Origin of the sequence: Burkholderia guangdongensis (genome assembly GCF_013403875.1) — a bacterium.
In the GTDB taxonomy this organism is placed as follows: Bacteria; Pseudomonadota; Gammaproteobacteria; order Burkholderiales; family Burkholderiaceae; genus Burkholderia; species Burkholderia guangdongensis.
Map to the genome: position 1 here is coordinate 1 of NZ_JACBNX010000006.1, position 25,991 is coordinate 25,991.

At 67.7% G+C, this 25,991-nt stretch carries 24 protein-coding genes; 14 read left to right on the forward strand and 10 right to left on the reverse strand.

What is annotated here, in order from left to right:
* Positions 1-102: 102 nt before the first annotated feature.
* A complete protein-coding gene (gene antA / locus HZI36_RS07530) occupies positions 103-1,518 on the reverse strand; it encodes an anthranilate 1,2-dioxygenase large subunit (protein WP_179402015.1) in 1,416 nt (471 codons plus the stop codon).
* 382 nt (positions 1,519-1,900) lie between these two features.
* Here antA and HZI36_RS07535 point away from each other — a divergent pair, with 382 nt between their 5' ends.
* Both HZI36_RS07535 and catA read left to right on the forward strand, forming a co-directional pair.
* Positions 1,901-3,037: a muconate/chloromuconate family cycloisomerase gene (locus HZI36_RS07535; RefSeq protein WP_179402203.1), complete on the forward strand. Its 1,137-nt coding sequence runs from the start codon at positions 1,901-1,903 to the stop codon at positions 3,035-3,037.
* A gap of 90 nt (positions 3,038-3,127) precedes the next feature.
* Positions 3,128-4,063, forward strand: coding sequence for a catechol 1,2-dioxygenase (gene catA, locus HZI36_RS07540; RefSeq protein ID WP_179402016.1), 936 nt, complete (start codon positions 3,128-3,130; stop codon positions 4,061-4,063).
* 134 nt (positions 4,064-4,197) lie between these two features.
* On the opposite strand, the gene HZI36_RS07545 is transcribed toward catA, so the two are convergent.
* The 3 genes from HZI36_RS07545 to HZI36_RS07555 all read right to left on the reverse strand — a co-directional run bounded on the left by HZI36_RS07545 (position 4,198) and on the right by HZI36_RS07555 (position 7,342).
* Complete coding sequence (locus HZI36_RS07545) at positions 4,198-4,851, reverse strand: aspartate/glutamate racemase family protein (RefSeq protein WP_179402017.1); 654 nt, start codon at positions 4,849-4,851, stop codon at positions 4,198-4,200.
* A 22-nt stretch (positions 4,852-4,873) separates the two neighbouring features.
* Positions 4,874-6,319, reverse strand: coding sequence for an MFS transporter (locus HZI36_RS07550; protein WP_179402018.1), 1,446 nt, complete (start codon positions 6,317-6,319; stop codon positions 4,874-4,876).
* A gap of 180 nt (positions 6,320-6,499) precedes the next feature.
* Entirely contained in the window at positions 6,500-7,342 is an 843-nt protein-coding gene (locus tag HZI36_RS07555; protein ID WP_179402019.1) for a MurR/RpiR family transcriptional regulator, read from the reverse strand.
* 203 nt (positions 7,343-7,545) lie between these two features.
* Here HZI36_RS07555 and HZI36_RS07560 point away from each other — a divergent pair, with 203 nt between their 5' ends.
* The 4 genes from HZI36_RS07560 to HZI36_RS07575 all read left to right on the forward strand — a co-directional run bounded on the left by HZI36_RS07560 (position 7,546) and on the right by HZI36_RS07575 (position 12,413).
* Positions 7,546-8,631: a calcium:cation antiporter gene (locus HZI36_RS07560; RefSeq protein ID WP_179402020.1), complete on the forward strand. Its 1,086-nt coding sequence runs from the start codon at positions 7,546-7,548 to the stop codon at positions 8,629-8,631.
* A 244-nt stretch (positions 8,632-8,875) separates the two neighbouring features.
* The gene (locus HZI36_RS07565; RefSeq protein ID WP_179402021.1) at positions 8,876-10,060 is read left to right on the forward strand and encodes an HPP family protein; all 1,185 of its coding nucleotides are present in this window, start codon (positions 8,876-8,878) and stop codon (positions 10,058-10,060) included.
* Positions 10,061-10,198: 138 nt separating this feature from the next.
* Positions 10,199-10,612, forward strand: coding sequence for a MarR family winged helix-turn-helix transcriptional regulator (locus HZI36_RS07570; RefSeq protein ID WP_179402022.1), 414 nt, complete (start codon positions 10,199-10,201; stop codon positions 10,610-10,612).
* Between the two features lie 19 nt (positions 10,613-10,631).
* The gene (locus HZI36_RS07575; protein WP_179402023.1) at positions 10,632-12,413 is read left to right on the forward strand and encodes a chloride channel protein; all 1,782 of its coding nucleotides are present in this window, start codon (positions 10,632-10,634) and stop codon (positions 12,411-12,413) included.
* Positions 12,414-12,420: 7 nt separating this feature from the next.
* On the opposite strand, the gene HZI36_RS07580 is transcribed toward HZI36_RS07575, so the two are convergent.
* Together HZI36_RS07580 and HZI36_RS07585 are read right to left on the reverse strand one after the other, a co-directional pair.
* Positions 12,421-12,660 carry a hypothetical protein gene (locus HZI36_RS07580; RefSeq protein WP_179402024.1) on the reverse strand — a complete coding sequence of 80 codons (240 nt, stop codon included), beginning with the start codon at positions 12,658-12,660 and terminating at the stop codon, positions 12,421-12,423.
* A 147-nt stretch (positions 12,661-12,807) separates the two neighbouring features.
* The gene (locus HZI36_RS07585) at positions 12,808-13,710 is read right to left on the reverse strand and encodes a LysR substrate-binding domain-containing protein (protein ID WP_179402025.1); all 903 of its coding nucleotides are present in this window, start codon (positions 13,708-13,710) and stop codon (positions 12,808-12,810) included.
* Between the two features lie 190 nt (positions 13,711-13,900).
* Between HZI36_RS07585 and HZI36_RS07590 the strand changes: the two genes are divergently transcribed.
* The gene (locus HZI36_RS07590; RefSeq protein WP_179402026.1) at positions 13,901-15,082 is read left to right on the forward strand and encodes a M20 aminoacylase family protein; all 1,182 of its coding nucleotides are present in this window, start codon (positions 13,901-13,903) and stop codon (positions 15,080-15,082) included.
* Between the two features lie 25 nt (positions 15,083-15,107).
* On the opposite strand, the gene HZI36_RS07595 is transcribed toward HZI36_RS07590, so the two are convergent.
* Both HZI36_RS07595 and HZI36_RS27200 read right to left on the reverse strand, forming a co-directional pair.
* On the reverse strand, positions 15,108-15,527 hold the full coding sequence (locus tag HZI36_RS07595; RefSeq protein WP_179402027.1) for a DoxX family protein: 420 nt from the start codon (positions 15,525-15,527) through the stop codon (positions 15,108-15,110).
* A gap of 811 nt (positions 15,528-16,338) precedes the next feature.
* Positions 16,339-16,473, reverse strand: a complete 135-nt coding sequence (locus tag HZI36_RS27200; RefSeq protein ID WP_281376255.1) for a hypothetical protein — start codon at positions 16,471-16,473, stop codon at positions 16,339-16,341.
* On the opposite strand from HZI36_RS27200, the gene HZI36_RS07600 reads away from it, so the two are divergent.
* From HZI36_RS07600 to HZI36_RS07610, 3 genes are all read left to right on the forward strand, one after another.
* Positions 16,472-18,133, forward strand: coding sequence for a S8 family peptidase (locus HZI36_RS07600; protein ID WP_179402028.1), 1,662 nt, complete (start codon positions 16,472-16,474; stop codon positions 18,131-18,133). The two genes, HZI36_RS27200 and HZI36_RS07600, sit on opposite strands and share 2 nt — an antisense overlap.
* A 166-nt stretch (positions 18,134-18,299) precedes the next feature.
* Positions 18,300-18,629 carry a hypothetical protein gene (locus HZI36_RS07605; RefSeq protein WP_179402204.1) on the forward strand — a complete coding sequence of 110 codons (330 nt, stop codon included), beginning with the start codon at positions 18,300-18,302 and terminating at the stop codon, positions 18,627-18,629.
* 77 nt (positions 18,630-18,706) lie between these two features.
* Positions 18,707-20,296, forward strand: a complete 1,590-nt coding sequence (locus HZI36_RS07610; protein WP_179402029.1) for an ABC transporter substrate-binding protein — start codon at positions 18,707-18,709, stop codon at positions 20,294-20,296.
* A 91-nt stretch (positions 20,297-20,387) separates the two neighbouring features.
* Here HZI36_RS07610 and HZI36_RS07615 read toward each other — a convergent pair whose 3' ends face one another.
* Together HZI36_RS07615 and HZI36_RS07620 are read right to left on the reverse strand one after the other, a co-directional pair.
* On the reverse strand, positions 20,388-21,734 hold the full coding sequence (locus tag HZI36_RS07615) for a type II toxin-antitoxin system HipA family toxin (RefSeq protein WP_179402030.1): 1,347 nt from the start codon (positions 21,732-21,734) through the stop codon (positions 20,388-20,390).
* Positions 21,735-21,748: 14 nt separating this feature from the next.
* Positions 21,749-22,000, reverse strand: a complete 252-nt coding sequence (locus HZI36_RS07620; RefSeq protein ID WP_179402031.1) for a helix-turn-helix domain-containing protein — start codon at positions 21,998-22,000, stop codon at positions 21,749-21,751.
* Positions 22,001-22,198: 198 nt separating this feature from the next.
* Here HZI36_RS07620 and HZI36_RS07625 point away from each other — a divergent pair, with 198 nt between their 5' ends.
* The 4 genes from HZI36_RS07625 (at position 22,199) to HZI36_RS07640 (ending at position 25,941) form a co-directional block, all read left to right on the forward strand.
* On the forward strand, positions 22,199-23,275 hold the full coding sequence (locus HZI36_RS07625) for an ABC transporter permease (protein WP_179402032.1): 1,077 nt from the start codon (positions 22,199-22,201) through the stop codon (positions 23,273-23,275).
* A gap of 33 nt (positions 23,276-23,308) precedes the next feature.
* On the forward strand, positions 23,309-24,223 hold the full coding sequence (locus HZI36_RS07630) for an ABC transporter permease (RefSeq protein WP_179402033.1): 915 nt from the start codon (positions 23,309-23,311) through the stop codon (positions 24,221-24,223).
* 84 nt (positions 24,224-24,307) lie between these two features.
* Positions 24,308-25,177 (forward strand): ABC transporter ATP-binding protein, encoded by an 870-nt coding sequence (locus tag HZI36_RS07635; RefSeq protein WP_179402034.1) that lies wholly within the window; start codon positions 24,308-24,310, stop codon positions 25,175-25,177.
* The gene (locus tag HZI36_RS07640) at positions 25,174-25,941 is read left to right on the forward strand and encodes an ABC transporter ATP-binding protein (protein WP_179402035.1); all 768 of its coding nucleotides are present in this window, start codon (positions 25,174-25,176) and stop codon (positions 25,939-25,941) included. The genes HZI36_RS07635 and HZI36_RS07640 overlap by 4 nt, the downstream gene beginning before the upstream one ends.
* Positions 25,942-25,991 lie beyond the last annotated feature (50 nt).

The following is a 25,991-nucleotide window of genomic DNA, read 5'->3' on the forward strand; positions in this document are numbered from 1 at the left end:
TACTGTTCATCGTGGATCCTCCGGTTGCCGGGAAATGCGTGCATTTTCCACCTGGGCACTTCGATGCCGTTGGCCCGTGAGGATCCACCCCTTCCTCTGCTCTCACGGTTTCGGGTGGGACGCGTTCATTTCATTCTCCTTCTTGCCGTTCGATTGCCGTGCGAGACCGTTCATCAGGAACGCCTGCCACGCGCCATGCTGGTTGACGTAAAGGCCCTCGTGAGTCAGCTCCGTGCCGCACAGCACGGGCTCGATGCCGAGCAGGCGCGTATTCGCCGTCTCGCCCGCCACCCACTTGTGATGCCCGCGCGAGATGTCGCTCCAGCGCTCGAGGCGCGCCTGGAAGCCGCGCTGCTGCTCGCGGAACTCCACGAGATCGTCCGGCGTGCCCATGCCCGACACATTGAAGAAGTCCTCGAACTGCCGAATGCGGCTCTCGCGATCCTGATCCGATTCGCCCTTCACCGCGACGCACTGGCTGATGACCTCGGTCTTGTTCCAGGCGACCGGCCGCACGATACGCAGCTGGGAGCTGATCTGGTCCATGAAAAACAGGCTCGGATAGATGTTCAGGTTGCGCAGGCGATGCATCATCCACTCCGCCTTCTGCTGACCGTACGCTTCGACGAGGCGCGGCATCACGCTCGCATAGCCGGGACGCACGCTGGGGTTCGGCATGTCGCTGAACAGCACGCTGTGGCCATTCTTGAACGCGAACCAGCCGTCGTCGGTCTCGGCGTCGCCCGCGCCAAGCTTGCTGTAATCGAGCGTGCCGTTCGCCGCGTCGCCGGATTTCGCATTCGTTTCCTGGCGGCGCTTCACCGTGGCGACGTAGTTGTAGTGCACCGTGCTCACGTGATACCCGTCGAGGCCGTTCTCGTTCTGCAGCTTCCAGTTGCCTTCGTAGGTGTATGCGGATTTGCCCGGCAGCACTTCCAGCTCGCCCGTGGGCGACTGCGCGACCATCATGTCGAAGAAGATGCGCGCGTCGCCGAGGTAGTCCTCGAGCGTGTCGGTCCCATCGACGTCGAGGCTGATGAACACGAAGCCCTTGTAGCTCGCGATGCGTGCTTTCTTCAGGCCACGCGTGGACTTGTCGAAGTCTTCGCAGTACTCACCAGGCGCCTTGACCTTGACGAGGCGTCCATCGCTCTTGTAGCACCACGCATGGAACGGGCACGTGAAGGTCGACTGATTGCCCTTGCTCATTCGCGTGAGCGTCGCGCCGCGATGCTGGCACGCGTTGATCATCGCGTTGAGCTCGCCGTTGCCGTCTCGCGAGATGATCATCGGCTGGCGCCCTGCGCGCATCGTCATGAAATCGTGCGGCTTGGGGATCTCGCTCTCGTGGCACGCGTAGATCCAGTTCTTCTCGAAGATGAACTCCATCTCCAGATCGAAAAGCTCCGGCTCCGTGAACATCTCGCGTGCAATGCGATAGACGCCCTCAGCCGGACGGAAGTCGAGACATCCGCCAATGAATTCCTGCCATTGCGGGGTGATTTTCTCCGTGCTCACGATGGGTTCTCCTCCTGCCGTTGGTTGGTCTTGCGACCGGGTCCTTGATGAGCTGGATTGAATACCCGATGCGGCCCGGGTGCTATCCGCCTGGTCGCCGTTTGCTATCCGCTTTTTTCGCCGCTCCACCATGCGGGTTGTTCGCCGCTCCCTCATACGGGTTCAGGCGACGCCGCGCCGCCGGCAGTCCGCGGGGGCGCGGCGCGCCCGAACCGGAAAAAACGGATAGTGAGTCTCGAGTAGGTGGATAGCACCCGTGCGGGCCCGGGTATTTAATGCAATCGAAGCCCCATGAACGCCCATCGGTGTGACGGACACCGAGGTCGAGCGCCTGCGCTGGCGTCCTTCCGTCTGGTTCCACGAACATCACCAAGCTTGCGCCATGAACCCAGCGACGATTGAACGTATCGAAACCCGCCTCGTCGATCTGCCGACGATTCGCCCTCACAAGCTCTCGGTCGCCACGATGCACGGGCAAACCCTGATGCTGGTGAAGATCTATTGCAGCGACGGCATCGTCGGCATCGGCGAAGGCACGACGATTGCCGGGATGGCCTATGGCCCGGAGAGCCCCGAGGCGATGAAGCTTGCGATCGACGCCTACCTTGCCCCGGCGATGGTCGGCAAGGACGCCACCCGGATCCAGGCGCTGATGGCCTGGCTGGGCAAGCTGGTCAAGGTCAATCACTTCGCCAAGTGCGCACTCGAAACCGCGCTGCTCGATGCGCACGGCAAGCGCGTCGGCGTACCGGTGAGCGACTTGCTCGGCGGTCGCCGCCGCGAGCGTCTGCCGGTGGCGTGGACGCTGGCTTCGGGCGACACCGCGAAGGACATCGCCGAAGCGCAGACGCTGCTCGACATGCGCCGGCACAAGGTCTTCAAGCTGAAGATCGGCGCCAGGGAACTCGAGACCGATATCCGGCACGTGGCCGAGATCAAACGGGCAGTCGGTGACCAGGCCGCGGTGCGTGTCGACGTCAACATGGCCTGGAGCGAGACGCAGGCGGCATGGGCGATTCCGGCGCTGGCCGACGCAGGCTGCGAACTCGTCGAGCAGCCGGTCGCTTCCGCCGCCGCGCTCGCGCGCCTGATGCGTCGTTTCCCGGTGGCGTTGATGGCCGACGAAATCCTGCAGGGTCCGGAAAGCGCGTTCGAGATCGCGAAGAACGAAGGCGCCGACGTGTTCGCGATCAAGATCGAACAAAGCGGCGGCCTGTTCGCCGCGCAGCGCGTGGCCGCGATTGCCGATGCGGCGGGTATCGAGCTCTATGGCGGCACGATGCTCGAGGGGGCCGTGTGCACGATTGCATCGGCGCATCTGTTCGCGAGCTTCGCCAATCTGCAGTGGGGCACCGAGCTGTTCGGACCGTTGCTGATCACCGAAGAGATCCTGACCACGCCGCTGGATTACAGCGACTTCGAGCTCACGGTGCCGAACGGCCCGGGTCTGGGCATTGAACTGGATGAAGACAAGGTCAGGCGATTCACCCGCGATGGGCTGATGAAAGTCACGAAGTAATCCGTACACCGAAGCGAAAAGATCGATGTTGTGCAGCGGGCAAACCCGCCCGAAGACCGTTCCCCGTAGAGCCAAGTGGAGACAGTAATCATGAACGTGAAGGTATTCGAAACCAACGAAGTGCAGGACCTGCTGACGGCCGCATCCAACCTGGCCGGCAAGGAAGGCAACGCCCGTTTCCAGCAGATCGCCCATCGTCTGCTGGGCGATCTGTTCAAGGCCATCGACGATCTCGACATCACGCCCGACGAAGTGTGGGCGGGCGTCAGCTATCTGAACAAGCTGGGCCAGGACGGGGAAGCCGCGCTGCTCGCCGCGGGCATCGGTCTCGAGAAGTACCTGGACATTCGCCTGGACGCCGCGGACAAGGCGGTCGGCCTCGAAGGCGGCACGCCGCGCACCATCGAAGGCCCGCTCTATGTCGCGGGCGCACCGGCGCGCGACGGCGTATCACGGATCGACATCGATCCTGATGCGCAGGCCGGCCCGCTGGTCATCCGTGGCACGGTCACCGATCTGCAAGGCAAACCGCTCGCGGGCGCCCTCGTCGAATGCTGGCATGCGAATTCCAAGGGCTTCTATTCGCACTTCGACCCGACCGGCGCGCAAACCGAATTCAACCTGCGCGGCGCGGTCCGCACCGGATCCGACGGCAAGTACGAATTCCGCACGCTGATGCCGGTGGGCTACGGCTGCCCGCCGCACGGCGCCACGCAGCAGTTGCTGAACGCGCTCGGCCGCCACGGCAACCGTCCCGCGCACGTGCACTTCTTCGTCACCAGCGACGATCACCGCAAGCTGACCACGCAGTTCAACATCGAAGGCGATCCGCTGATCTGGGACGACTTCGCTTACGCGACCCGCGAGGAACTGATTCCGTCGGTCACGGAAAAGACGGGAGGCGCCGCGCTGGGCCTGAAGGCCGACACCTACCAGGACATCGAGTTCAACCTCACGCTGACGCCGCTGGTCCAGGGGAAGGACAACCAGATCGTCCATCGCCCTCGCGCTTCCATCGCGGCATAAGCGCCCGAAGCGTATCCTGCCCAAACGCCGAGAAGTCCGCCGTCCGGAAGGACGGCGGCCGAGCGCACGGGATGCTCGGCCACGGCGGCATGCAGATCTGAGTCGAGTCTCCCCCGATCACAGGCAAGCGAACGTCACCGATTCGCGATCCGTTCGCTCAGCCTGCGCACCGCGGCCGAAATCGGCGCGATGATCGGCACGTCGAAGCGCGGGGCGAGGTTCACCGCGGCCTGCCCCAGCGGCCCGCCGCCGATGATCACGGCCTGCGCGCCGTCCCGCAGGCACGCGCGCACCGCATCGGCGAGCGCCTCTTCGAGCGCGCGCGGATCGGCCGCCAGCTTGCGCGGCTCGTCCGGCGTAAGCCGCACGCCGGTGTAGAGCGCGCCCAGGCCGAGCTCACGCGCCTTCGCGTCGATCGCGTCGACGAGATCGGGGGTCACCGTCGCGACGCCGAAGCGGCGCCCGCCTTCGGACGCATCGAGCATCGACGCCTCGCAGATGCCGATCACCGGCGTCGGCCGGCTCGCGTCCCGCATGCGCGCGACGCCCGGATCGCCGAACGCGCTGACGATCACGCCCGCATGCGGAACCGACACGCCGCGCCAGGTGCGCTCGACCTCGTCCGCGGCGGCGTTCAGTTCCGTTTCGTTCACGATCATCGACGGGCCGCTGCCGGCCGTCGCGCCGACGACCGTGAAGCCGGCCGGCGCGTCGGCCTGCGCGATGCGGACCATCATGTCCGTCGTGGCCTGTGACGAATTCGGATTGATGAGCAGAATGTTGAGCATGCTGAATGGAAGAATATCTGGGTCAACGCGTGCGGGATTGCGCCGCGGGCACGGCCTGCGGCTCCGACGAAAGCGGGACGGCGTCCGGCGACTGGCCGTAGGTTTCCGGCACGCTCTGGATGCTGACGACGAAAATCGCATACATCGCCGCGACCATCCCGAACACGCCCGCGATTCCCGCATGCTCGAGCAGACGCCCGGCGACGAGCGGCATGAACGCGCCGGCCGCCGTGCCGGTCGCGAGAATGAATGCGGTGCCGAATGCACGCACGCGCGTCGGATACAGCTCGGGCGCGAAGATCCAGATCGTCGTGTTCAACAGCAGCACGAAGATCTGGAAAATGGCGCCCGCGGCGATGATCATCACGATGCTCTTCGCGACGAAGCCGATCAGGAGCGCCATCGCGCACGCGCAGATCGCACCGACCGTCAGCACGCGCTTGCGCGGAAAACTGAAGCCGAGCAGCGACGCCGCCACCGCGCCGATCAGGCTGCCGCCCTGCATCAGCATCGTGAACAGCAGGCTCTTCGACACCGTATAGCCGAGCGTGACGAGAATCGTCGGCATCAGCGTGAGCACCGAAATCTGCGCGCCGTAAGCCATCCAGATCGTCACGCACAGCGGGATCGTGCGCCGCGCCAGCGCTCCGCGGAAGATGTCGGTGATCCCCACCTTCACCTTCGCGGCAACGGATGCGGCGCGGCCGTCGTCGGTGAGAAACGTCTGCATCGGCACGTGCTTCGTGGTCAGCCTGCCCGCCGCCAGTCTCGACAGCACGGTGTTCGCGTCCGCGATCCGGCCCTGCGCGACGAGAAAGCGAGGCGTTTCCGGAATGAAGCGGCGATAGAACGCGCCGAGCAGCGCCGGCAACATCAACGCGCAGAACAGCCAGCGCCACGCGTTGTCGCCCGGAAAGAGCGAGAAGATCAGCAGTCCGAATGCCGGCGCCAGAAAATTGCCCAGCCCGCCCGCGCCGACGTTCACCAGCCCGACCGCGGTGCCGCGAAACTTGGTCGAACAGAACTCCGCCAGCATCGTCACCGCGATCGCGATTTCACCGCCGAGGCCGAAGCCGACGACCGCGCGCCCGAGCGCCATCGTCGCCAGGTTCGGCGCCGATGCGCAGATCCCCGCGCCGAGCGTGAACAGCAGCAGATCGATCGACAGCATCACGCGGCGCCCGTAGCGGTCGGCGATCAGCCCCGAGACGATCCGCCCCGTGGCCGCGCACGCGAACGTCACGGTGTTGAGCAAGCCGATATCGGCCGGCGTCAGCCCCCACTGCTTGTGCAGCAGCGGCCCGACGATGCCCACCGCGTTCTGCTCGAACGCGTCGACCAGGCACCCGATGAGGATCAGCCAGATGATCGTGTAATGGGACGACGTCACGCCGATCCGGTCGAGCGCGTGGTCGAGCTCGGCAAACCTCGGGGAATCGGGTCCAGAGGACAGCATGGGACCGGCCATCGCGCTTCTCCTGCATCAAAACGGTGAATGGGAGCTTCGTGTTCGATGTGTTGACTCCATAATTTCACATCACCGAAAAATTTGAAATAAGTATTTCAACTGACGCCGCGAGCCATGCATGCCGCGTGTCGTCCATACGGCGTTCGTTTCATGTCGGAGGGTGGCCGCCGGCCGGCGGCGTCAGAGCTCTTCGAACGTCTCGTGCGCCAGCTCGATCGCGGCGAGGCGCTTGCGGCCGGCGGTGCCGGACGCCTCGATCACCCGCGTGGCGATCACGTTGCAGAGCGCCATCACGGCCGCATGGTCGTCCAGCCGGCCCGGGCCGCGGCAGTCGCACTGCAACGACCAGGTGGCATCGGCGCAATCCGGCGAGCTACGATCGCTGATGAACAGCAGTTTCGCGCGCGCGCGCACGGCGGCCTGGATCACCGCGCTCATCTGGCGCGTCTGGCGCCGGGTGCCGAAGACGATCACGCAATCGTTGCGGCCGAGGGCCGCCGTATGCTCGCCGAGCGTCTCCCCGGCGCCGGGAATCGCGGTCACGCGCGGCACCACCTGGATGAGCTGCCAGCGCAGATAGACGGCGAAGCCGTGGCTCGCGCGGCTGCCGAAGATCAGCACGTGATCGGCGCGTGCGATTGTCCTCGCGATCTCGACCAGCTGGCGGCCGTCGAGGCGGCCGAAGGTGGCCGCCAGGTTCGCCTGAGACTGCTGGAAGTGCACGGCGACGGGGTCGGTCGTCGCCCCGCCGTCGGCGGTGGCCTGAAAGAGCGGCGAGCCGCTTTCGCGCTCTTCGCGCGCGTGACGCCTGGCCGCTTCGTAATTCCTGTAGCCGATGCGGCGAATGAAGCGGCTGACCGTGGCGGGCGAAACGCCGGCCAGCTCCGCCAGCTCGTTGCCGGTGTAGCTGGCCAGCTCGCCGGGAAACTCGAGAAGAAAGTCGGCGAGCTGACGCTCCGTTGCCGGCAGGGACTCGAGCTGGCTGCGGACGCGGTGGACGAAGGACTGGGATGAAATCGGCATGCCGTATTCTAAATTGAAAAACGCGCGGCACTTTTACGAAAACGAAAGGTCGATGAAAGGGTTCGTCCTCGAACGCGCCGCGCGCAGCCGCGCGCGTCCCCCCTGCTAGAATCCACCCCATCGTCGGAACTCCCGGCCGGGCTTCATCACAAAACCCGTGACGGCGCGTCGCGCGCCGCCACCCCAGAACAAGGAAACCCACGATGCCGATCTCTTCCAACACCCTCCCGCGCTGGACGCTCTGGGCGCCGCTCGCCGCGTGGCTCGTGCTCGGGCTGTCGCGTGTCGCCCCCGTCGAAGGCGTCGTGATCGCGCTGTTCGCCGCCGCGCTCGCCGGCGCCGTGTTCGCGGCGGTCCATCATGCGGAAGTCGTCGCGCACCGTGTCGGCGAGCCGTTCGGCACGCTCGTGCTCGCGATCGCGGTCACCGTGATCGAGGTCGCGCTGATCGTCTCCGTGATGCTGTCGGCCGGCCCCGAAAAATCGAACCTCGCGCGCGACACCGTGTTCGCCGCGGTGATGATCGTCTGCAACGGGATCGTCGGGCTGTGCCTGCTCGTCGGCGGCTGGACGCACGGCGAGCAGGACTTCCAGGGGCGCGGCGCGACGAAGGCGCTCGCGGTGCTCGCGTCGCTGTCGGTGCTGTCGCTCGTGATGCCGAACTATCTGAACGCGGCGCCCGGCCCGGTGCTGTCGACGTCGCAGCTCGCGTTCGCGGGCGTGTCGTCGCTCGTGCTGTACGGCATGTTCGTGTTCGTGCAGACCGTGCGCCATCGCGACTACTTCCTCGCCGACCACAGCGCGAACGAATCGGTGCACGCGGTGCCGCCGAGCAGCCGCACCGCGCTGACGAGCGTCGCGCTCCTGTTCGCGAGCCTCGTCGCGGTCGTGCTGCTCGCGAAGCTGCTGTCGCCGGCGGTCGAGCATGCGGTCGCGCGGCTCGGCGCGCCCGAGGCCGCGGTCGGGATCGTGATCGCCGCGCTCGTGCTGCTGCCCGAAGGGCTCGCGGCCGTCACCGCCGCGCGCGCGAACCGCCTGCAGACCAGCATGAACCTCGCGCTCGGCTCCGCGCTCGCGAGCATCGGGCTCACGATCCCGACCGTCGCCGCGGTGTTCGTGTGGACCGGCCAGCCGCTGACGCTCGGCATCGGCGGGATGGAGACGGTGCTGCTCGCGCTGACGCTGCTCGTCAGTACGCTGACGCTCAGCACCGGGCGCACGACCGTGATGCAGGGCGTCGTCCATCTGGTGCTGTTCGCCGCGTATCTGTTCCTGTCGGTTACTCACTGATCCCGCACTGACCCTGCACTGATCCCGCACGGACACCGATCCCGGGCGCCCGATCCCACGCCTGGGATCGCCATTTACCACGCCTGGGATCGTCATTTACCGCACCCGGGATCGCCATTTGATCAGATGAAACCGATGTGGCGTCGATCCAACCCCTTTGATGCAGCGCGACAATTTATATCACACTGAGATATAATCCGCGCCACCTCGACACTTGCGCACGTCCGCCGTCCCCCGCTCCACCATGTCCGCTTCCCTCGCTTCGCGCCGCACGCTGCGGCAATGGCTGCACAGCTTCGTTCCGATCCCGATGACACTTGGCTGGTACGAGCGGATGCGCTCGTGTCTCGGCGCGCTCGTCGGCATCGCGACGGTCGGCGTCACGATGCGGATCGTGCCGGGCGTGCATGGGCTCATCCCGCTGCTCGTCGCGCCGATGGGCGCGTCGGCGGTGCTGCTGTTCGGCGTGCCGGCGAGTCCGCTCGCGCAGCCGTGGTCGATCATCGGCGGCAATCTGGTCGCGGCGACGGTCGGCGTCGCATGCGCGCAGTGGATCGGCGATCCGATCACCGCGGCCGCGGTCGCGGTCGCGTTCGCGATCGCCGGGATGTTCGCGCTGCGTTGCGTGCACCCGCCGTCCGGCGCGGTCGCGTTGACCGCGGTGCTCGGCGGCCCCGCGATCCACGCGCTCGGCTTCCGATTCGTGCTCGAACCGATCGCGCTGCAATCGGCGATCCTGCTGTCGGCGGCGCTCGTCTATCACACGCTGACCGGGCACCGCTATCCGCACGGCGGCGCGCAGCCCGCGGCGAAGAAGCCGCAGGCCGGCGCCGCACCCGCCCCCGCGCGCGGCGGCTTCTCGCGCGAGGACCTCGACGCGGTGCTGAAGCGCCGCAGCGAATGGCTCGACGTGTCGCCCGACGATCTCGAAGCGCTGCTGCGCGAAACCGAGATGCAGGCGTACGCACGCACGTTCGGCCAGCTCACGAGCGCCGACGTGATGTCGAAGCCCGTCGCCAGCATCACGCCGTCGACGTCGATCACCGCCGCGCTGACGATGCTCGACCGCCGCCACGTGAAAGCGCTGCCGGTCGCGGACGCGCAAGGCCGCCTCGTCGGCATCGTCACGCGCGCCGACCTGACGCGCCCGGTGCGCGGCCCGGCGACGCTGTGGCAGCGGATGTCGCAGCGCCTGTCCGGCATCACCGGGCTGGCCGGCGTGCCCGCGCACGTCGACGCGGTGATGAGCCGCAACGTCGCGTCGGTGCCCGACACGATGCCGCTCGCGAAGCTCGTGCCGCTGTTCGCGCACTCCGGCCACCACCACATTCCGGTCGTCGACGCGATGCACCGGGTCAAGGGCATCGTCACCCAGACGGACCTGATAAGCGGGCTGTACCGCCAGACGCAGATGCTCGAAGCCGCGTAAGCGGTACAGGCGACCCAAGCGACCCGAGCGACGCTCCGCTGCCGGCTCCGGCCAAGCTCCGGCCAAAAAAGCACGCGGGGAAATATATCAACTTGTGATATATTTCCCCGCCACTCACCCGCGACATTCCGACCGACGATGCCCGTTTCCCGACACGCGCTGCGCAAGACCGATTTCGAGCAGCTTTCCGAGTTCCGCTACCAGATGCGCTGCTTCGAGCGCTTCTCGGAGCGCGCCGCGCAGAGCGAGGGCATCACGCCGCTCCAGTATCTGCTGCTGCTGCACATCAAGGGCTATCCGCAGCGCGAATGGGCGACCGTCGGCGAGCTCGCCGAGCGGCTGCAGGCGCAGCATCACGGCGTCGTCGCGCTCGTGTCGCGCTGCGAGGCGCTGAATCTCGTGAAGCGCAAAACGAGCGAGACGGACCGCCGCCAGGTCGAGGTGCATCTCGAACCGGCCGGCGAAACGCTGCTCGCGCGCCTTGCGACGATGCACCATACTGAACTGAAGTCGCTCAAGGGCGCCTTCCAGGTTCCTCAACTCGATTACTGACCCCGCCACGCCCACACTCATGAACGCCTCGCACAAGCGCGACTTCGCGACCAACGATCGCCTGCCTCGCATCTCACTTCTCGCCGCCGTCATCGGCGTGCTCAGCACGATCGCCGCGTTCGTGCTGCTGGGTCTGATCCACCTGTTCACGAACCTGTTCTTCTTCCACCAGTTCTCGTTCGCGGACCGATCGCCCGCCGGCAACACGCTCGGCCCTTGGGTGATCGCGGTGCCGGTGATCGGCGGCCTGATCGTCGGGTTCATCGCGCGCTACGGCTCGGACAAGATCCGCGGGCACGGCATTCCCGAGGCGATCGAGGCGATCCTGTTCGGCAAGAGCCGGATGTCGCCGAAGGTCGCGATCCTGAAACCGCTGTCGTCGGGCATCGTGATCGGCAGCGGCGGCCCGTTCGGCGCCGAAGGCCCGATCATCATGACGGGCGGCGCGCTCGGCTCGCTGCTCGCGCAGACCGTGAAGGTGACGGCCGCCGAGCGCAAGACGCTGCTCGTCGCCGGCGCCGCCGCCGGGATGACCGCGGTGTTCGGCACGCCCGTCGCCGCGGTGCTGCTCGCGGTCGAACTGCTGCTGTTCGAATGGCGCCCGCGCAGCTTCCTGCCGGTTGCGCTCGCGTGCGCGGTCGCGGGCTTCGCGCGCGCGATCGTGTTCGGCGCCGGGCCGCTGTTCCCGATGACGACTCCGGTGCCGACGGCGTCCGCGTTCGTGTCGTGCCTGGTCGCGGGCCTGCTGTCCGGCGCGCTCGCGAGCGGGCTGTCCGTGGCGCTCTATAAAGTCGAAGACTGGTTCGGCAAGCTGCCGGTGCACTGGATGTGGTGGCCGGCGATCGGTGCGGTCGTGGTCGGCATCGGCGGCTGGATCGAGCCGCGCGCGCTCGGCGTCGGCTACGACGTGATCGGCGACCTGCTGCACCAGCACATCGCGCTGCAGGTCGCGCTCGCGCTGCTGCTCGTGAAGGCGGTGATGTGGGTGATCGCGCTCGGCTCCGGCACGTCGGGCGGCGTGCTCGCCCCGCTGCTGATGCTCGGCGCGGGGCTCGGCACCGTGCTCGCGCCGGTGCTGCCGGGCGGCGATCCGGCGCTGTGGCCGCTCGTCTGCATGGCCGCGACGCTCGGCGCGACGCTCGGCGCGCCGCTGACCGCGATCGTGTTCGCGTTCGGGCTCACGCACGACGCGAACGCGTTCCTGCCGCTGCTCACCGCGACGCTCGTCGCGCATGGCTTCGCGACCGTCGTGATGAAACGTTCGATCATGACCGAGAAGATTGCGCGGCGCGGCTATCACATCTACCGCGAATACGGCGTCGATCCGCTCGAGCGGCATTACGTCGGCGAAGTGATGACGCCCGCGGGCAAGGTCGTCACGATCGACGCGTCGCTGTCCGCCGCGGAAGTCGAAGCGCGCTACTTCAACGCGAGCCAGGCGCACCGCGCGTACCCGATCGTGCGCGACGGCCGGCTGCTCGGCGTGCTCGACCGCGCGATGCTCGACGCGCCGCACGCGGCCGATGCGCCGATCGCGAGCCTGCTGCCGGACCGCCAGCCGAGCGTCGCGATGTCGGAGGAAACCTGCCGCCTCGTCGCGACCCGCCTCGCGGTGCTCGGGCTCGAGCGGCTGCCGGTCGTCGACAACGCGCAGGCGCAGCGACTGATCGGGATCGTCGCGCGCAGCGACCTGATCAAGCCGGCGCTGCAGCATTTCGACGAAGAACACAAGCGCGAGCGCTTCCGCCCGATCGTGCCGGTGAACACGCGGCGCGTCGGTACGCCGCGCAAGACGGGCTGACGGCCGCTTACCCGCGCGGGCTGCCCGGGTCGCACGGGCTGCCCGGACCGTGCGGGCCACCCTGGTCGCCCTGGCCGTGCGGCGCGTCGCCGCCCTGCGGCGACAGCACGCGCATCACCGCGTTCATACATGCAGCGAGCACGCCGTGGCGCTTCGCGACGTGCGCGCCGTGCGACAGCAGCGATTCGTAGTACGCGCTCGATTCCAGAGGATGCGGGAGCGCGGAGACGAGCAGCGCGAAGTGCATGACCGGCCTCTTGGGGAAATCGACCGTCGACCGAAGCCGCGACGCGGCATCCACGCGCGGCCGGCCCGCCCGCCGTCTGGCACGGCAGCAGGCGCACGGCCGGGCGCCTGCTGCCAGTCTAGTGATGCGCCCGCGGGCGGTCAAATTTCATCGCAACCCATGCCGCCGCGCCGCATCACGCAGGCAATCCAGCAGCATCGAAGCAGCCGGCGTCAGCGGACTGTCGCGCCGCGTGACGACCTGCACCGACATCTGCGGAATCGCGTCGCGAATCGGCAGCACCGACAGCCGGTCACGCGCCCATTCGACCGCGAGCAACTGTTCGGGCATCGCGGTAATCAGGTCGGCGCCCTGCATCAGGCTGCGCCCGACCGCATAGCTCGGGCACTCGACGACCCGCGACGGCGCCGGCAGCCCGAGCGCGCCGAACACGTTGAACAGCATCTGCGACGAGCTTTCCGGCGACGGGTTCATCAGCCAGTCGGCATCGACGAGATCGGCGAGCGACGTCACCGATTCGAGCGGATGCCCGCGCCGCGCAACGATCAGCAGCCGGCTCGTATAGAGTTCCGCGTGGTCGAACTCGGCGGCGAGCATCTCGGGCACGACGACCGACACCGCGAAATCGAGCGTGCCGTCGTGCAATCGCGGCAGCGCGAGGCCCGGAAACCCTTCGACGATGTTCACGCGCGCGTCCGGAAAACGGCGCCGGAACGCGCGGAACGCGTCGGGCAGGATCGTCAGCGCGACGGCCGGCGTGATCGCGGCCGCGACGGCACCGGTCGCCGCGCCCTGCGCCTGCTCGATGTCGTCGCGCGCGCGCTGCATCTCGGCGACGATGAGCCGCGCGCGCACGTTCAGCTGCTGCCCCAGGCCGGTCAACTGCACGCCGCGCGCGGTGCGCAGCACGAGCGACACGCCGAGCGCCTGCTCGAGCTCCTTGACGGCCTTCGTCAGCGCGGCCGGCGACACGTTCAGGCGCCGCGCGGCCGCGCGGATGCTGCCTTCCTCCGCGACGGTGACGAACGCTTTGAGCTGGTGATATTTCATCGGAATGCGGGTCGGGAAAGCGAAAAAGCGGGCCGCCGGGCCATCGGCGCGATCGAGGGTATTCCCTAGAGGCAACTCATGGTAAGCACCAAAGCAATTTATCAGCTTCTGGTTCGCGACAGAAATTTATATGCTTCGTGCACGTCGGCGCTCCCCCAACCCTCCCGGCGCCACCCATTCTGGAGACAACATGCAGCCCGTGAACCCCGTCATCCCCGGTATCGCCGCGATCGCTCCCGACCTGATCGACGTGCGCCGCCGGATTCATGCCCACCCCGAACTCGCATTCGAAGAAACGCTGACGAGCGACCTCGTCGCCGAGCTGCTGACCGAATGGGGCTATGAAGTGCATCGGGGTCTCGGCAAGACGGGCGTCGTCGGCGTGCTGCGCGAAGGCCAGAGCACGCGCACGATCGGCCTGCGCGCCGACATGGATGCGCTGCCGCTCGCCGAAACGACGGGCCTGCCGTACGCGAGCCGCCACGCGAACAAGATGCACGCGTGCGGCCACGACGGCCACACCGCGATGCTGCTGTGCGCGGCGCGCCATCTCGCGGCGACGCGTCAGTTCTCAGGCACGCTGAACCTGATCTTCCAGCCGGCCGAAGAGAACTTCGGCGGTGGCAAGGCGATGGTCGACGACGGGCTGTTCGACAAATTCCCGTGCGACGCGATCTTCGCGATCCACAACATGCCGGGCCGCGCGGCCGGCGACATGGCGTTCCGCAGCGGCCCGACGATGGCGTCGTTCGACCGCGTGACGATCACGCTGCGCGGCGTCGGCGGCCACGGCGCGATGCCGCACAAGGCGCGCGACCCGATGTCGGCGGCCGGCACGATCATCGTCGCGCTGCAGACGATCATCGGCCGCGAAGTGAATTCGCAGGACGCGGCGGTGATCACGGTCGGCAGCGTGCAGGCCGGCGAGACGTTCAACGTGATCCCCGAGACGGTCGAGATGAAGGTGTCGGTGCGCGCGCTGAACCCCGACGTGCGCGCGCTGATCGAGCGCCGCATCAAGGAACTCGTGAAAGGCCAGGCCGACAGCTTCGGGCTTACCGCGGACGTGCAGTACGACCACGGCTATCCGGTGCTCGTCAACTATCCGGAGCCGACCGAGTTCGCGACCGAGATCGCGCGCCAGATGCTCGGCGACGCGCGCATCGAGACCGACACGCTGCCGGTGATGGGCAGCGAGGATTTCGCGTTCATGCTCGAGGCGCGTCCGGGCTGCTACGCGTTCATCGGCAACGGTGTCGGCAGCAAGGGCGGCTGCATGGTGCACAACCCGGGCTACGACTTCAACGACGACATCCTCGCGATCGGCGCGAGCTACTGGGTCCGCCTGGCCGAGGCGTGGCTCGCCGCGTGACGACGCATGGCGCCGCGTGGCGGCGTCAGCCGCGATCGAACGAAAAGCGCCCGGGCCCGGCCGCGCAGAGTGCGAGGCACCCGCCCGCGATCGCGATGTTCTTGTAGAAGTGGATCATGTTGTTCATCTGTTCGGCGCCCGTCAGTGTCCAGAACTGATGCCCGATCAGTCCGGTGCCGATCGAGTAGATCGCGAGCAGCAGCGCGAGCGGGCGCGTCCAGAGCCCGACGAGGATCGCGATCGCGACCGGCACTTCCATCACGACCGCGACCGCCGCCGCGACGATCGGCGCGGGCGCGCCCTCCTTGCCCATGAACGCGATCGTGCCGGAGAAGTGAATCAGCTTCTGCCAGCCGAACATGACGAACAGCGTCACGAGAAAGATGCGCGCGATCAGCAGCAGCAGATTGCGTTGAGAGGCGAGAAAAGGCTGGTTCGGTGTCATGGTCTCGTAGTCGTGGATCGATGGCGGTGCATGCCGCGCACCGGGGGGTCGAAAAACGGCGTGGCGGTGGATGCCGCGCCGGTTCGCGCATTGTGTCACCAGAAGCGGCGCGATGCCACGTCCTCAACGTCGAACGAACCCGTGGCGATCTGTGCGTGGGACTCATCGGGCTCATCGGCTTCGAGCGGTTCGCCGGCCCGCAAAATTTCTTTGATATCCTAATCGACTCTCGACAGCATCCTCACGCTTCGAGGATACGCAACGCAAGCTCATCGCTCTCTCTCGAACACCGAAAGGCAATCGGACAATACTTTAGACGAATTGTCGCGTCATCGCGAATGCCTTGCATTGCGCCGTATATTTGTGTCGACGATACGACAACCCGACGATACGCGAACGTCGATTCATTCGATATTCGCGCGTGCCGAACATCGAATGACGCAACACCCATTTCGAAATCCATCGGAAGCCGTTTCAATCGCGCGACGTTAATTGCGCATCGATATTGTCATGCGCGAATTCAGCCCCATTGACGATATTCACGGAGTGGGCTTTCCGCATCGACTTCTCCGACGTGGCACTCAATTCAAACGTGCCGCGTCGATGCACGCCCATTAATGGAACCGCATCATGGAAGCCGTAAGGTTGCTGACGATCGCATGTCGCAAAGCCTTGCTGCCTATACGTTTCCGGCCGGTCGCGTCAATCATGTCCACACGGAATCGCACGCGATCCTGATTTTTATTTTGAGTGTGGTATCAAGATGCCGGCGCACGAACCGTTACCCAGGAAAACAAGGGTGACGGAAGTATCAGACCGTACCGACACAACGAAATAGGAGCTGCAGCACATCGATCGCCGACGCCGCGTCTTCGCGGCCAACGGTGCCGATCTGCAGTCCCAAGGCCATGCCGCGAACGCGGCATATACGAGGATCGAGCTTCATGAAAGCCCAGCGCTTCACACCCGCCGTTGCGCGGATCGGGCACGCGCGCGTGCTCGCCTGCCTGCTGTCCGCCGCTGCCCTTCTGCCGCTCTCCGGTTGCGGTGGCGGCGGTGGAGGCGGCGGCGACAACAACGCCGCGTCCCCCGCCCCGACATCACCGTCATCGCCGACCACGTCGTCCAACAGCAGCACCACCTGCACCGCGGCGCAGGCCGCGGCACCGGCGACCTCGTCGACGACCTCGCCGACGGCCGCGCAAAGCATGCCGGCCAGCGCGCCGCCCGTCGATCACCTGATCGTGAAGCTGGCGACCGTGACGGCCGCGCACGCGCTGAGCGCCGGCGGCGACGACGCGACGCGCCTCGCGGCCGTGATCCAGCGCGTATCCGCGCAATGGACGACACAGGCGGGACCGAGCGGCAGCGCGCATGCGTATGCGAGCGCGCAGCCACAGCCGCAGCCGCTCGCGGCCGTCGAGCGCACGATGTCCGGCGGCGCGACCGTGCTGAAGCTCGGGCAGCCGCTCGCGCAGGCCGACGCGAGCGCGCTCGCGCAGGTGTTCGCGAGCGACTCGGACATCGAGTACGCGGAGCCGGACCAGCGGATGAGAATCAGCAACGTGCCGACCGATCCGGACTACAACCAGCAGTGGAACCTGTCCGATCCGACGGCCGGCATCGATGCGCCGGCCGCGTGGAGCATCACGCAGGGTTCGCCGAACGTCGTCACCGCCGTGCTGGACACCGGCTATCGCCCGCACCCCGACATCGTGAACAATCTCGTGTCGGGCTACAACTTCATCTCGAACGTGAACACGAGCAACAACGGCGAGACGCGCGGCCCCGACGCGACCGATCCGGGCGACTGGGTCACGCAGCAGGAGCTCGACAATTCGAGCGGCCCGTACTATCACTGCCAGTCGGCGCCGAGCGACAGCAGCTGGCACGGCACGCGCGTCGCCGGCGTGATCGGCGCGATCGCGAACAACGGCGTCGGCATCGCGGGCATCTCGTGGCTCGGCAAGATTCAGCCGGTGCGCGTGCTCGGCAAATGCGGCGGCGCGACGAGCGACATCGCGGACGCGATGCGCTGGGCGGCCGGCATCGCGGTCACTGGCGTGCCGACGAACGCGACGCCCGCGAAGATCATCAACCTGAGTCTCGCCGGCCCCGGCGCGTGCAGCCAGACGTTCCAGCAGGCGATCAACGACGTGACCGCGCTCGGCGTGACCGTGATCGTCGCGGCCGGCAACGAGGGCGTCAACGCGACGCAGGATCAGCCCGCGAACTGCCAGGGCGTGATCGCCGTCGGCGCGACCGATACGACCGGCATGCGCGCGAGCTTCAGCAACTACGGTACCGGCGTGGCGCTGAGCGCGCCTGGCGTGAACATCCTGTCGACGTCGAACACCGGTACGACGACGCCGCTGGCGGACGGCTACGGCCTCGCGGACGGCACGAGCCTCGCGGCGCCGCAGGTCTCCGGCGTCGTCGCGCTGATGCTCGCGATGAAAGGCAACCTGACGCCCGCGCAGATTCAGCAGAAGCTGCAAGGCGGCGCGCGCGCGTCGAAGCTCGCCGCGGGCACGCCGTGCACGTCGGCGCCGGCCGGCTCGGGCATTCTCGACGCGGCCGCCGCGGTGAACGCCGCGATGCAGTGACGCCGGACACGGCGCGCCGCGCATCACGCGCGGCGCGCCGGTTCGTTGCGGCACACGTAATAAACCCTCACAAACGATACAGATCGACCGTCAACAGCACGCGTGACCGATGCGTTTTTTCGAGCAAGCGCCGGGAATTCCTCCCGGCGGCCATCGGAGAACAACCATGCGTGCCATCACCCGTAAAATCGCCGTCGCCGCCGCCCTGATGTCCATCCTGACCGGCACCGCATTCGCGGATACGCCGTGGCAGCAGGCGCATCCGCGCCGCGAGGAAATCAACCATCGTCTCGCCGTGCAGAATCAGCGCGTCCACCGCGAAGTGCGCGAAGGCGAGATGTCGCATGCGCAAGCCGCGCGCCTGCACCGCGACGACCGCAAGATCCGCCAGGAAGAGCGCGACATGGCTTCGCAGGACCGCAGCCATCTGACGAAGCCCGAGCAGCACGTGCTGAACCAGCAGGAAAACGCGGTCAGCCACAAGATCGGCCAGTAACACCACGCCCCCTCTTTCTTCCGCGCGCCCGTCGATGAGAGAATCGCACACCACGATTCCCTTTCGACGGAGCCCGCATGAAGCCTCTGCTGTCCACGCTGTTCGTCAGTGCCGCGCTCGTGGCGCTCGCCCCCGCGATGCCCGCGCAGGCCGCGACGCCGCCCGGCATCTTCGTCGTCGCCACCCAGCTCGCGGAGTTCACGACGCTCGATCCGAGCGAAATCTACGAGCTCGTGCCGTCCGAGTACGTCGCGAACACGTATGAACGGCTCGTGCGCGTCGACCTGAAGGATCCGACGCGCTTCGACGGCATCGTCGCGCAATCGTGGAGCGTCGGCGCGGACGGCGTCACGTTCACGTTCAAGCTGCGCCCCGGCCTTGCGTTCCATTCCGGCAATCCGTTGACCGCCGACGACGTCGCGTGGTCGCTGCAGCGCACGGTGCTGCTCGGCAAGGGCCCCGCGGACGTGCTCGGCGACCTCGGGCTCACGAAAGCGAACGTGATGCAGAAGGTTCGCGCGGTCGACCCGCAGACCGTCGTGCTCGAAACCGACCGCAAGTACGCGCCGAGCTTCGTGCTCAACGTGCTGAGCGCGTGCCCGGCGTCGGTGTTCGACAAGAAGCTGCTGCTGTCGCACCAGCAGAATGGCGACTTCGGCAACGGCTGGCTGAAGACGAACGACGCCGGCTCCGGGCCGTACAAGCTCGTCAAGTGGACGCCGAACGACAGCATCGTGCTGCAGCGTTTCGACGCGTACCGCACGCCGTATCCGATGAAGCGCATCGTGCTGAAGCACGTGCCGGAGGCGTCCGCGCAGCGGCTGCTGCTCGAGAACGGCGACGTCGACGCGGCGCGCAACCTGAGCCCCGACAGTCTCGCCGCGCTGAAGAAGGCCGGCAAGATCCAGATCGCGACGTGGCCCGTGTCCGCGCTGCTGTATCTCGGCCTGAACACGAAGAACCCGAATCTCGCGAAACCCGAGGTGCAGGAGGCGATGAAGTGGCTGGTCGATTACGACGGCATTCAGCGCAACATCGTCAGCACGACCTACAAGGTGCACGAGACGTTCCTGCCGGAAGGCTTCCTCGGCACGCTGAACGATCGGCCGTACCATCAGGACGTTGCGAAGGCGAAGGCGCTGCTCGCGAAGGCCGGCCTGCCGAACGGCTTCACGGTGACCATGGACATGCCGAACGACTATCCGTACGTCGAGATCGCGCAGGCGCTGCAGGCCGAATTCGCGCAGGGCGGCATTCAGGTGAAGCTGATTCCGGGCGACGCGAAGCAGGTGATCGGCAAGTATCGCGCGCGTCAGCACGACATCTTCGTCGGCGAGTGGTCGCCCGACTACATGGATCCGAACAGCAACGCGCGCGGCTTCGCGTGGAATCCGGACAATTCCGATCAGGCGCAGTACAAGATGCTCGCATGGCGCAACGGCTGGAACATTCCGCAACTGACGAAGGAAACCGAGGCCGCGCTCGTCGAGCCGTCGCCCGCGAAGCGCGCGCAGCGTTACGAAGCGCTGCAGAAGGAAGTGCTCGCGAATTCGCCGTTCGTGATCATGTTCGAGAAGGTCGTGCAGGTCGCGACGCGCCCCGGCGTGACCGGTCCGGAGATCGGGCCGATCAACGATCTCGTGTCGTATCGGACGCTGAAGAAGTAACGCGGGCGGCCCGCGCCGTTCGCGATGCGGCGGCGCGGGCGGGCCGGCTTCATCGGACTACCTTCATCGGACTACCTTCATCGGACTACCTTCATCGGGCCAACGGCGTGTCGAGACGCTCCGCCGCGCGCGTCAGGCCGCCGAAGATCCGCTCCGCGATCCTCGACGGGAACCCGCGCGGCAGCCGCGCGCCGACCGTGTCGATCACACGCGGCGTCGCGGCGGCCAGGCGCTCGACGATCGGCGTCGCGATGTCGCCGAGCCCGCACTGCTCGGCCATCGCGCTGAAATGGCGCCGCGTGATGTCGCGCATCGCATAGTGCTTGCGCTTGCCGTGCACCGCCATCGCGAGCTTCGCCTTGTGCCACGACCACTGGTTCGCGCCGTCGCCTTCGACCGGCCAGATCGACATCACGTCGTAAAGCGGCGTCAGCCGGAAGCGGCCGCCCGGCAGCAGGCGCAGGCTGAAATTCTTCGCGTGCCCGTCCGGCGCCGCGAGCATCCAGAACACGATCAGCGCGGCGAACAGCGTGTCGAGATCCGCGTCGGCCACCTCCGACCGGCGCAGGATGTCGACGAGATCCGGCACGCCCGGGCCGCCGTGCGCCTCGTATTTCAGATGCGGCGGCACGCCGAGCGCCTGACAGAAATCCTCCTGCGGCAGGCGCATCAGCCAGCGGCCGTCGCGATGGAGCGCGCGGTCGAAACGCGCGACCGACAGCACCTTGTGCGCGCCGAACGTCGCGATCTCCGCATCCGCGACCGGCAGGCCGAACGCGCGCAGGATCGCGAGGCACAGCCACTCGTTCTCGACCGACGTGGTCAGATCCGCGCGCTTGTTGCCGACGAAACCGAGCGGCAGCTTCAGGATATGCGTCGTCGGCGTCGCGCCGTGCGGGCGCATCCATCGTCCGCCGTGCCGCAGCAGCGCGGTCTTTTCCTGCGCACCGGCGAGCGACAGCCGGAAGTCGTCGTCATCGCCATCGTCGCCGCGCAGGCCGGCGGCCGCGCCGCTCGCCTGATCGAGCAGCCGTTCGACGTCGCCGTCGGACAGTGCCGTGCCGTCGATGCGGTCGTAGCCGGCCGGCATGTCGTCCTCGCCCAGCAGTTGCACCGCGCCGACGCAGTCGCGGCCGACCGCGGCGAGCAGATCGAACGGATCGAGCGTCGCGGCGCCGAAGCGCGCGGCAAGGCGGCGCCGGATCGCGTCGCTGTCGGGCAGCAGATTGTCGAAGTAGTGATTCACGCGCTCGCCGCGCAGTGGCGCGTCGCCGATGCCGAACGGCAGCGACAGCGACAGCGGCCGCCCGGCGGCCGACTGCTTCCACGCGGCGTCGTAGTGAAGCTCCATGTCGCCGCGCGCCGGGATGCGCCAGACGCCGACCCGAACGCCGTTGGCCCAGATCGACAGTGCGCGCGTGTGCGATTTGCGTCCCATGCGTGGCTCCGCGATCACCACTCGACGTCGGCCACCGCAGGACCGTCGCCCTTCGTGCGCACGCTCAGCTCGAGGCCGTACAGCGCGGTCAGCGCGAGCAACTGGCTCAGCGACAGGCTGGCCGTGCGGCTCGTCTCGAGCAGCGACAGCCGCGGCTGGCCGATGCCGACACGGGCGGCGGCCTCCGCCTGCGTCATGCCCTTCGCCTGGCGCGCGGACGACAGGATCTCGCCCAGCTGGGCCGGGGTGTTGACGATGAGGTTCACGGCGCGGATTCCTGAGGGTAATATATGCAGTATATTTCCCTGGAGAATAAATGCAAATTATTCTCCACAAGCATATATGCGAAATATTCTCGATGAGAATAATTGTTCTTCCCGGGAATCCCCGCGCGTGACATACAATCGGGCTCGACCCGTCCCGCACGCGTCGAAGCCGATAGCCTCCTCCGACACGAAGATGTGATGTCCTCCCCCGCCTTCGAAACCGCATTCGAAAAGATTCGCACGCTGCCCGCACGGCGCCCGTCGATCCGGCGGGCGCTGCGCGCGCTGCGCTGGGCGTTGACGCTCGCGGTCACGTTCGCCGGGCTGCTCGCGCTGACCTTCGTGATCGGCCGCAAGGTGCCGATCGATCCGGTGCTCGCGGTGCTCGGCGACCGCGCATCGGCGAGCGCGTACGCGGCCGAACGCATCGCGCTCGGCCTCGACAAGCCGCTCGCGACGCAATTCCTGATCTACGCGCGGGACGTGCTGCACGGCAATCTCGGCGTGTCGCTGCTGACGTCGAACCCGGTGCTCGACGACATCAAGCGGGTGTTCCCCGCAACGCTCGAGCTCGCGACGCTCGCAACGCTGATCGGCATCGCGGTCGGCGTGCCGCTCGGCGTCGCGGCGGCGGTCCGGCACAACCGGCCGATCGATCACGTCGCGCGCTTCGTCGGGCTGATCGGCAACTCGGTGCCGGTGTTCTGGCTCGGGCTGATGGGGCTGCTGCTGTTCTACGCGCGGCTGCACTGGGTCGCGGGGCCGGGCCGGATCGACCCCGCGTTCGACGGCATGGTCGACACGCGCACCGGCAGCCTGCTGATCGACTCGGCGCTCGCCGAAGAATGGGACGTGTTCCGCAACGCGGTCGCGCACATCGCGCTGCCGGCCGCGATCCTCGGTTATTACTCGGTCGCGTACCTGAGCCGGATGACGCGCTCGTTCATGCTCGAGCAACTCGGCCAGGAATACATCGTCACCGCGCGCGCGAAGGGGCTGCCGGAGCGCAGCGTGATCTGGCGTCACGCGTTCGGCAACGTCGCGGTGCCGCTCGTGACCGTGATCGCGCTCACGTACAGCAACCTGCTCGAAGGCTCGGTGCTGACCGAGATCGTGTTCGCGTGGCCCGGCATCGGCTCGTATCTGACCGGCGCGCTGCTGAACGCGGACATGAACGCGGTGCTCGGCGCGACGCTCGTGATCGGCGCGATGTTCATCACCGTCAACCTGCTGACCGACGCGCTCTATCGTGTGTTCGATCCGCGCGCGCGCTGAAGGCCGCTTCACGATGCATAAGGAATCCCGACCATGAACGCCGAGCGCCCGACGTTGCGCGCGTGGCTGCTGTCCGACGCGCCCGCGTCCCGCCCGCAGGCCGCGCTCGGCCTCGCGTACCGCCGCTGGCGCCGCTTCGCCGCGAATCCGCTGAACCTGTTCGCGCTCGCGATCCTCGTCGCGCTGATCGCGGTCGCGATCGCGAGCCCGCTCCTGATGCCGCACGATCCGCTGCGCCAGGTGCTCGCCGATCGGCTGCAGCCGCCGCTGTCGCCGTCGCACTGGCTCGGCACCGACCAGCTCGGCCGGGACATCCTGTCGCGAATGATCGGCGGCTCGCGGCTCACGCTCGGCATCGCGCTGCTCGTCGTCGCGATCGTCGTGCCGATCGGCCTCGCGATCGGCACGACGGCCGGCTATTGCGGCGGCTTCGTCGACAGCGTGCTGATGCGCATCACCGACGTCGCGCTCGCGTTCCCGAAGATCGTGCTCGCGCTCGCGTTCGCGGCCGCGCTCGGGCCGGGCGTGATCAACGCGGTCGTCGCGATCTCGATCACCGCCTGGCCCGCGTATGCGCGGCTCGCGCGCGCGGAGACGATCCGCATCGCGCAGGCCGACTTCATCCACGCGGCGCGCCTGCAGGGCGCGTCGGGCCCGCGGATCCTGCTGCGCTACGTCGTGCCGCTGTGCATGTCGTCGGTGATCGTGCGCGCGACGCTCGACATGGCCGGCGTCGTGCTGACCGTCGCGGGCCTCGGCTTCCTCGGCCTCGGCGCGCAGCCGCCGAGCCCCGAATGGGGCTTCATGGTCGCGTCGGGCCGCAACGTGCTGCTCGACGCGTGGTGGGTCGCGACGCTGCCCGGCATCGCGATCCTGGTCGTGAGCGCCGCGTTCAACCTGCTCGGCGACGGTCTGCGGGATGTCTTCGATCCGCGTCATGGAACATGAGATGAAACGACCCCCACGCTCGCTTTGCTCGCTGCCCCCCGAGGGGGCGCTCAGCCTCCTTGGGGCGGCCCGGCGGAGGCTGAGATGACCACGAACCCGCCCACCCCCCTCTGCGAAATCGACGGCCTGCGGATCGCCTTTCGCGGCCACGACGGCCGGCTCGCCGAAGCGGTGCGCGACCTGTCGCTGACGCTCGCGCCCGGCGAGCGGCTCGGCATCGTCGGCGAATCCGGCTCCGGCAAGTCGCTGACCGGCCGCGCGCTGCTCGGGCTGCTGCCCGACGCCGCGAGCTGGTCCGCGCGCACGATGCGCTTCGCGGGGCACGACCTGCTCGCGCTGTCGCCGCGCGAGCGCCGTCGGCTGTGCGGCGGCCGGATGGGCATGATTCTTCAGGATCCGAAGTATTCGCTGAATCCGGTGATGACGGTCGCGAAGCAGATGGCCGAGGCGTTCCGTCTGCACGAGCCCGGGCTGCGCGGCCGCGCGCTGCGCGAGCGGATCGTCGATGCGCTCGCGGCCGTGCAGATCCGCGATCCGGCGCGCGTCGCCGACGCGTATCCGCACGAGCTGTCCGGCGGGATGGGCCAGCGCGTGATGATCGCGATGATGGTATCGACCGGCCCGCGCCTGCTGATCGCCGACGAGCCGACGTCGGCGCTCGACGTCGCGGTCTCGATGCAGGTGCTCGCGGTGCTCGACGCGATGATCGCGCGGCACGGCACCGGGCTGATGTTCATCAGCCACGACCTGCCGCTCGTGATGTCGTTCTGCGACCGTGTCGCGGTGATGTACGCGGGCCGCGTCGTCGAGACGTGCGCGGCGCGCGACCTGCGGCACGCGACGCATCCGTACACGCGCGGGCTGCTCGCCGCGAATCCGCCGCTCGCGCACCCGCCCGACGAACTGCCGGTGCTGCAGCGCGATCCGGCCTGGCTGGAGGAAGCCGCACGATGATCGACATCGACCACGTCTCGATCCGTTTTCCGACCCGCGGCGGCCACGTCGACGCGGTGCGCGACGCGACGCTCGCGGTGCGCGAAGGCGAGGCGTTCGGGCTCGTCGGTGAATCGGGCTCCGGCAAGTCGACGCTGCTGCGCGCGCTGACGGGGCTCGCGCCGCTCGCGTCCGGGCGCGCCGCGATCGACGGCCGGACGATCGGCGGCAAGCTCGATCGCGCGTTCCGCCGCCGCGTGCAGATGGTGTTCCAGGATCCGTACGCGTCGCTGCATCCGCGTTTCACCGTCGACGAGACGCTGCGCGAGCCGCTGACGATCCACCGCATCCCCGACGCCGACGCGCGCATCGCGCGCGCGCTCGCCGAGGTCGGGCTCGGGCCGTCGTTCCGCTTCCGCTATCCGCATCAGCTGTCGGGCGGCCAGCGGCAGCGCGTCGCGATCGCGCGCGCGCTGATCGTCGAGCCGCGCGTGCTGCTGCTCGACGAGCCGACGTCGGCGCTCGACGTGTCGGTGCAGGCGGAGATCCTGAACCTGCTGCGCCGGCTGCATCGCGAGCACGGACTGACGATGATCGTCGTCAGTCACAATCTCGCGGTGGTCGGCTTCCTGTGCCAGCGCGTCGCGGTGATGCAGCACGGCGAGATCGTCGAGCAATTGCCGATCGACGACGTGCGCGCCGGCCGCGTCGCACGCGACTACACGCGCACGCTGCTGCGCGCGACCGAAGGCTACCATCGGCTCGATTCGACGCTCGACGCATGAATCGGACACGCGCATCGCACGGCCGCTCGCGACGAGCGGCCTTTTTTTGC

Coding starts and splice junctions, on each gene's coding strand:
- HZI36_RS07605 (WP_179402204.1), top strand. CDS start 18,300: ATGCGTGCCATCACCCGTAAAATCGCCGTCGCCGCCGCCCTGATGTCC.
- HZI36_RS07630 (WP_179402033.1), top strand. CDS start 23,309: ATGAACGCCGAGCGCCCGACGTTGCGCGCGTGGCTGCTGTCCGACGCG.
- HZI36_RS07590 (WP_179402026.1), top strand. CDS start 13,901: ATGCAGCCCGTGAACCCCGTCATCCCCGGTATCGCCGCGATCGCTCCC.
- HZI36_RS07615 (WP_179402030.1), bottom strand. CDS start 21,734: ATGGGACGCAAATCGCACACGCGCGCACTGTCGATCTGGGCCAACGGC.
- HZI36_RS07575 (WP_179402023.1), top strand. CDS start 10,632: ATGAACGCCTCGCACAAGCGCGACTTCGCGACCAACGATCGCCTGCCT.
- HZI36_RS07595 (WP_179402027.1), bottom strand. CDS start 15,527: ATGACACCGAACCAGCCTTTTCTCGCCTCTCAACGCAATCTGCTGCTG.
- catA (WP_179402016.1), top strand. CDS start 3,128: ATGAACGTGAAGGTATTCGAAACCAACGAAGTGCAGGACCTGCTGACG.
- HZI36_RS07550 (WP_179402018.1), bottom strand. CDS start 6,319: ATGGCCGGTCCCATGCTGTCCTCTGGACCCGATTCCCCGAGGTTTGCC.
- HZI36_RS07535 (WP_179402203.1), top strand. CDS start 1,901: ATGAACCCAGCGACGATTGAACGTATCGAAACCCGCCTCGTCGATCTG.
- HZI36_RS07560 (WP_179402020.1), top strand. CDS start 7,546: ATGCCGATCTCTTCCAACACCCTCCCGCGCTGGACGCTCTGGGCGCCG.
- HZI36_RS07545 (WP_179402017.1), bottom strand. CDS start 4,851: ATGCTCAACATTCTGCTCATCAATCCGAATTCGTCACAGGCCACGACG.
- HZI36_RS07610 (WP_179402029.1), top strand. CDS start 18,707: ATGAAGCCTCTGCTGTCCACGCTGTTCGTCAGTGCCGCGCTCGTGGCG.
- HZI36_RS07580 (WP_179402024.1), bottom strand. CDS start 12,660: ATGCACTTCGCGCTGCTCGTCTCCGCGCTCCCGCATCCTCTGGAATCG.
- HZI36_RS07635 (WP_179402034.1), top strand. CDS start 24,308: ATGACCACGAACCCGCCCACCCCCCTCTGCGAAATCGACGGCCTGCGG.
- HZI36_RS07640 (WP_179402035.1), top strand. CDS start 25,174: ATGATCGACATCGACCACGTCTCGATCCGTTTTCCGACCCGCGGCGGC.
- HZI36_RS07625 (WP_179402032.1), top strand. CDS start 22,199: ATGTCCTCCCCCGCCTTCGAAACCGCATTCGAAAAGATTCGCACGCTG.
- HZI36_RS27200 (WP_281376255.1), bottom strand. CDS start 16,473: ATGAAGCTCGATCCTCGTATATGCCGCGTTCGCGGCATGGCCTTGGGA.
- HZI36_RS07585 (WP_179402025.1), bottom strand. CDS start 13,710: ATGAAATATCACCAGCTCAAAGCGTTCGTCACCGTCGCGGAGGAAGGC.
- HZI36_RS07600 (WP_179402028.1), top strand. CDS start 16,472: ATGAAAGCCCAGCGCTTCACACCCGCCGTTGCGCGGATCGGGCACGCG.
- HZI36_RS07570 (WP_179402022.1), top strand. CDS start 10,199: ATGCCCGTTTCCCGACACGCGCTGCGCAAGACCGATTTCGAGCAGCTT.
- HZI36_RS07555 (WP_179402019.1), bottom strand. CDS start 7,342: ATGCCGATTTCATCCCAGTCCTTCGTCCACCGCGTCCGCAGCCAGCTC.
- HZI36_RS07565 (WP_179402021.1), top strand. CDS start 8,876: ATGTCCGCTTCCCTCGCTTCGCGCCGCACGCTGCGGCAATGGCTGCAC.